This window comes from Leptolyngbya cf. ectocarpi LEGE 11479 (assembly GCF_015207065.1).
GTDB lineage: Bacteria > Cyanobacteriota > Cyanobacteriia > Phormidesmidales > Phormidesmidaceae > Leptothoe > Leptothoe ectocarpi.
This window is the reverse complement of sequence record NZ_JADEXP010000403.1, coordinates 1-5,752: the sequence shown is the minus strand read 5'-3', so window position 1 is coordinate 5,752 and position 5,752 is coordinate 1. Positions and strand designations below refer to the sequence as shown.

5 protein-coding genes and 1 pseudogene are annotated in these 5,752 nt (G+C 47.5%); all 6 read right to left on the bottom strand.

Translation table 11 applies throughout. The features are described 5' to 3' along the window. Positions 1 to 160 precede the first annotated feature (160 nt). Positions 161 to 1,711, bottom strand: coding sequence for an ABC transporter ATP-binding protein (locus IQ260_RS26870; protein ID WP_322745056.1), 1,551 nt, complete (start codon positions 1,709 to 1,711; stop codon positions 161 to 163). Beyond that, positions 1,712 to 2,395, bottom strand: a complete 684-nt coding sequence (gene biuH / locus IQ260_RS26865; RefSeq protein ID WP_193996150.1) for a biuret amidohydrolase — start codon at positions 2,393 to 2,395, stop codon at positions 1,712 to 1,714. Positions 2,396 to 2,606: 211 nt separating this feature from the next. Next, positions 2,607 to 3,287 (bottom strand): Rho termination factor N-terminal domain-containing protein, encoded by a 681-nt coding sequence (locus tag IQ260_RS26860; RefSeq protein WP_193996149.1) that lies wholly within the window; start codon positions 3,285 to 3,287, stop codon positions 2,607 to 2,609. Next, entirely contained in the window at positions 3,278 to 4,615 is a 1,338-nt protein-coding gene (locus IQ260_RS26855) for a ParA family protein (RefSeq protein WP_193996148.1), read from the bottom strand. The genes IQ260_RS26860 and IQ260_RS26855 overlap by 10 nt, the downstream gene beginning before the upstream one ends. Before the next feature lie 236 nt (positions 4,616 to 4,851). Beyond that, entirely contained in the window at positions 4,852 to 5,085 is a 234-nt protein-coding gene (locus IQ260_RS31280) for a hypothetical protein (protein ID WP_228016471.1), read from the bottom strand. A 54-nt stretch (positions 5,086 to 5,139) separates the two neighbouring features. After that, positions 5,140 to 5,752, bottom strand: a pseudogene (locus IQ260_RS26850) (organoarsenical effux MFS transporter ArsJ); the annotation flags it as partial.

Below are 5,752 nucleotides of genomic sequence, written 5' to 3'. Positions count from 1 at the left end.
TCCTTGGGCAGAGATATTACTCATCACTGGGATGCCTAGACCGATAGCAACAAAGCAACTTATAGATAAAATCGTATTGCTGGACTCTGCCCTACGTGATTATCACTCGTTACGGTAGTCCTTAGGCAAACAGGTTGAACAATGGCCGCTGCGTTTTGCCTTAATGTCCAGCCATCCGCTGGCCAATCAGGCTGAGGTCAGCGTGGGCAATTTCACTTTCATAGACAAGTTTGCCGTCACTGATGACAAGAATCCGGTCAGCCAAGGCCAGCAGCTCATCCAAATCTTCACTGACCAGTAAAACGGCCACGCCGCGATTGCGAGCATCCACGATGGCATTGTGAATAAAATCAACAGCGGCAAAATCCAGTCCAAAACAGGGGTTTGCTGCAATCAATAGTTTCACCGATTCCGATGATAGCTCTCGAGCCAGCACGGTGCGCTGCACATTTCCCCCAGACAGATGACTCACCGGGGTTTCCACCGTTGGTGTTTTGACTGAAAATGTTTGCACTAAGCCCTGGGCCATCTGTCGCATGGCCTTTAAGATCAGCAGCCAGTTCCATTTAGCCTGGGGCGGACGGTCAAACGTACGCAGGGCCATATTTTCAGCTACGCTCATGGTGGGCACACAGGCATTGCGCAGAGGCTCTTCTGGCAAAGCGTAGACCTGATGGCGAAACATTTCGGCTCTAGTAGCGGTGTAGGGTTCACCATTAACCGCGATCGCACCAGTCGTTGGCTGCCGCTGTCCCGCCAGCACTTCCACCAGCTCCCGCTGCCCGTTACCAGAGACACCCGCGATACCAACAATCTCTCCTTTGTGTACCGTAAGATTGACCCCTTCCACAGCGGGTAAACCATTATCGCGACTGGCATGAATATCGGTAATGGAGAGAACGGGTATGTTGCCATTCACCTCAACTTTGTTAACCGATTTGGTCTCGCGAGCTTTACCCAACATCATCTGGGCTAGGGCTTCCACCGATAGGTCTTTAACCGCTCCCTGTCCAGCCAGCTGTCCCTTGCGCAGTACGGTCACTTCATCTGCAAAGGCTTGGACCTCTCGAAACTTGTGGGTGATTAGAAGAATACTGAGGTTACCTTTGACCACCTCTGAGCGCAGCAGTCCCAAAACCTCATCAGCTTCTCCCGGTGTCAGCACTGACGTAGGTTCATCTAAAATTAGGATGCGACTTTTGAGATAAAGCTGTTTGAGAATTTCCAGCTTTTGTTTTTCCCCAGCTGCGAGCTGACCCACAGGCGTATGTAAGTCAACCTTAAAAGGAGACTGGTCAATAAAAGCCTGCAGCTGCTCAGATTCTTTTTTCCAATTAATAATTGGTTTTTGGTCGTAGCGGGCCAACACCAAATTTTCAGCAACGGTCATGGCGGGCACCGATGTAAAGTGCTGATACACCATGCCAATGCCATAGGCATGAGCATCTTTGGGACTATGGATAGACTGTTGCTGCTGGTCTATAAGTATCTGTCCAGAGGTGGGATGGTGAAAGCCCATAACACATTTGACCAAGGTGCTCTTGCCGGCTCCGTTTTCTCCCAATAAGGCGTGTACGGTTCCTGGCTTTAGGGTCATGGACACTCCCTCAAGGGCGGTAAAGCTACCAAACTGTTTAGTCATCTCCACCACGTCTAACTGGGGAGGCACTTGGGTTTTGTTTAGGACGGGCAGTGCTGCTGTTTCCATCATCTAAGCCTTGATTGCCTCAATCAGATCAGATGATGTGGCCACCGCGCCAAAGACGCCGCCCTGCATTTTTATCATTTTGAGCGCTGCTAGATAGTTGCCGTAATCGGTTGCTCCCGTACAGTCTGAGAGGACTAAGCACTCATAGCCACGGTCATTGGCTTCCCGCATGGTGGTGTGTACACAGACATCGGTGGTGATACCTGTGAGGATAATGTTTTGAATGTTGCCACGGCGCAGCAGCAGATCTAAGTCAGTGGCAAAAAAGGCTCCTTTACCGGGTTTGTCGATTATGACTTCGCCAGGTATAGGCGCTAGCTCAGGAATAATGTCCCAACCTGCCTCGCCTCTTACTAAAATTCGGCCACAGGGGCCAGGGTCGCCAATACCGGCACCAATCTGGCGGGAGCGCCACTGTTTGTTTGCGGGTAAGTCGGACAGGTCGGGGCGGTGACCCTCACGCGTATGCAAAATGACGTACCCCAGGTCCCGCATGATGGCTAATAGGTTTTGTAGCGGCTTTATTGGGGCGCGGGTCAGGGACAGGTCGTAGCCCATTTTGTCTACATAGCCTCCCTGTCCGCAAAAGTCGGTTTGCATATCAATGATGATTAGCGCTGTATTGTCGGGGCGCAAATCGCCATTGTAGGGATAGGGATAGGGGTCTGAGGTTACGTAACGGCCCATGGATGAATTTACCGGCTTATAGCCACTTGCGCTACAGCAGGGATACCATTTCTGTCTCTGCGCAAAATGTCCACGATGAACTAAGTTGCAATTCTTGAGCTGTGGGTGATTACTGCTGCCTTGGTAGAGGTTAAGCCGGTCATCGATTTGACGACCGGCTTATAAAAAGAATTTGCTGATTAAGGGTGCGATCGCACCAGCCAAAATTAAACTAAGCAGCTAGCGTATTGACCAGCTCAGCTTTCTTCAGCTTGGAATATCCTGTAATCCCACGTCTTTTAGCCATTTTCTTTAAGTCTCCAGCAGTAAATGTTTTAAGTAGTGCCGGATCTGTAATTACTTCAGGTATAGGTTCTGGTTCTAAGTAGAATATCTTCTCTAGCTCTTGAACTTTTGCTCCAGCTCCGATATTGCAGCCCAGCTGAGTAATTGGTTTAAGGGTTTTCCAATACTTCCTTGCGGGAGCTTCCTCAATACGATTGGTGGCTTTTACCAGGTTCACTCCTTTAAGAGGGGTTTTAGGTTGATTAAGGAGGTAGTCAAGAGCTGCTGAGATTTGCTCGCGCGAAGCCTGGGACAAGTTGGCCTTAGGCACTCTGTCATGGGCCAGTACCAACGAAGTCAGAGCAGTGTTTTCATCGTCGTCAGCGATAATACACCATGCTTCCTTGAGTCCGGCTCTTGAGATCGCCTCGTAAACAAATGAATTAGCTACGACCTCATACTGATCTAGTCCTACTTCTTTGACAATAAGAGGCAGCCAGTTCCGCTGGGTTGTTTGCAATAAATTGCTCGCCTCTTGGAGTAGATATTCATGAGCTTCTGTTTCTGGACCCGGCTCAATTTCATCAAATGGCAAGCACATAAGATTGCCAATATCACTTAACCCCATAAAAAATAATCCTTTGCTAATGTCTTATATCGTTCGAACGCTACCTTGAAGCAAAATGCAGCTGGTTTATGATGAAAATCGCTGTTGGCAATATGTGCCATATACCGCAGTCGTCTCATCTCACGACTGCAACGACCTGGCGTCCACCTGGGGTAAAAATAAGGCTTTAGATCAACGCCGGTTTCGATCCCCTTTTCAATGACTCTATCAATAGCCATATGCATAACCTTAGCCTGACTGGGAGATACTTTAGATGGCAAAGCATTGAGGAAAACAGGCAAAGCTATAGGTCCTGCATCGCCTAATTGCCGTCGTTGAGCTTGTATCCTTGGCAATAAATCAGTGATTACCGTCCCAGCATTTTCAAGTGAATGCAGGTTATCGTGGCGAACAGGCATCAAAACAACGTCTGCAGCGAATACAGCACGTTGAGAAAAAATCCTCCAATTTGGGGGCACATCAATCAGTATGTAATCATAATCAGTTGTCTTGACTGGTTCCAAGGCTTTTAGCAAGGTATTAGCCTTGAATCTGTAACTTAGCTTAACTTCGTCAACCGAAGTCATATCTTCGTCAGACAAAATAATGTCAAAACTAGCTGTTCGATTCGCTCTTGGAAATTTATGACGATAAGAAGTGATACTGTCGCGAATATTAGCCTCCTTGTCAGTTAACACTTTGAGCATTTTCCCCTGAGACGGAGGCAATCCCAAAGCATCTCCGAGATCCTTCTGATTAGGATCAAAATCAATAGTGAGTACACGTTTTCCTAAAAGCGTCAGTGCAGCAGCTAGATTAATAGTCGTCGTGGTTTTCCCAACCCCGCCCTTATTGTTATAAATTGCGATAGTTACAGCCCTTGTAGGGGATTCAATCCGCTTTCGAAACTTTTCGACGACACTATCGATATCTGTGCATTCTAAACACGGTGTTGCAGGATATACAATCTTTCCATGTTTTCGAAATAGCTGAGCGTGCCGTGTATTGATTAAAATGCCCCACTGCACTGATTCCGACTTAGGGGCTAGAAGGTATTGCTTTAATTGGGCTACCGTTTTTATATACTGCGGATGACCTTCGGTTAAGTTTATGTTTGGTGCCTTAGTTTCGATATATAGATAAGGGTTGTGAGGTGCATCAATAAACCGACCATCTTTTGTACTGCGACCTACTGCATGATCAGCGATTCCCTGTCCTGTATTGAATCCAGGGAACATTTCATCGTCATTAAATCCTAGTGCCCGTATAAAAGCTGGAGAGAATTTCTGTTCAACAAGCTTCTCTTGTACACCTGAAGGCAGGTCATCAATAATTTTCCTTAGACTCATTTGATAGCCTCAATAAAAGTGGCTTGTGATAAAAGATACAATAAATAGATACGATCCCTATACAAGCCGTATATGGTTGCTCAGGGTGCTATCATGCAGACTTTTAGTAGATGTTATGGAATCTAGACAAAAGTTTTATGTTCTCTAGACTCAGCGTTGCCTCTTCTTCCTCAGAGCTGAGCCTTTTACAAAAAAATCCTAGTCACAGAATTTTGTAGAGGAAATTATACCCTACTCTAACCGGTTGTCTTCAACGTCTTGGGATTCGGCAGTTTTAACGTGATTAACTCTGCCAACAACACAAACAGGGTGGATACCCAAAGACAGCCCACCAGACCATAAAACTGAAATACCAGACCAGATAATACGGTTCCTGCCAGCCGTCCACCTGAATTGGCCATGTAGTAAAAACCTACATTTAGCGATACCTTATCGTCTTCGGTGTAGGCCAGCACTAAGTAAGAATGCACAGCTGAATTAAAAGCAAATACGATGCCAAATACCATCAGACCGATAATGATGGTTTACCCTGGGGGGCGACCTAGCTGGAGTGCCAGTGCGATCGCACCTGGAATTGCCACCAAAAACCCCGTCCAAAACCGGATGGTGCTAGCCTGGGGCGGTTGACCTGAGCCAAAACGTCGCAGCAATGTCGGTGCCAGCGACTGTACGATACCGTAGCCAATCACCCATATCGCCAGAAAGCCACCCACCTGCTCAAACGACCAGTTCAACCCGCCATAAAGAAACACCGGCAGACCGACTACAAACCAAACATCTCGCGCTCCAAAAAGAAAAAAGCGGGCAGCAGAGAGACTGTTGATCTCCGAGCTTTTAGAAAAGAGCTGGCGAAATTTCACTTTTGCCTTGATTTTTCCCATGCCTGAGGGTAGCCATCGACTCGACAACAGTACCAAGGACAAACCCGCTGCCATCATTGCCAGTGCCCTGGGATAGCCAAACACTGACAGCAGCAACCCCCCTAAGAAAAAGCCCACTCCCTTGAGGGCATTCTTAGAACCGGTCAGAATCGCCACCCACTTGAATAAAGAGGACTGAGCCTCTTTGGGAATCACCAGGCGAATGGCACTTTTAGAACTCATTTTAGTGAGATCTTTGGCAATGCCTGACAGGGCC

Excerpts from the sequence above, each read along its gene's own strand:
- IQ260_RS26870 (WP_322745056.1), bottom strand. The coding sequence starts at position 1,711 with ATGATGGAAACAGCAGCACTGCCCGTCCTAAACAAAACCCAAGTGCCT.
- biuH (WP_193996150.1), bottom strand. The coding sequence starts at position 2,395 with ATGGGCCGTTACGTAACCTCAGACCCCTATCCCTATCCCTACAATGGC.
- IQ260_RS26860 (WP_193996149.1), bottom strand. The coding sequence starts at position 3,287 with ATGGGGTTAAGTGATATTGGCAATCTTATGTGCTTGCCATTTGATGAA.
- IQ260_RS26855 (WP_193996148.1), bottom strand. The coding sequence starts at position 4,615 with ATGAGTCTAAGGAAAATTATTGATGACCTGCCTTCAGGTGTACAAGAG.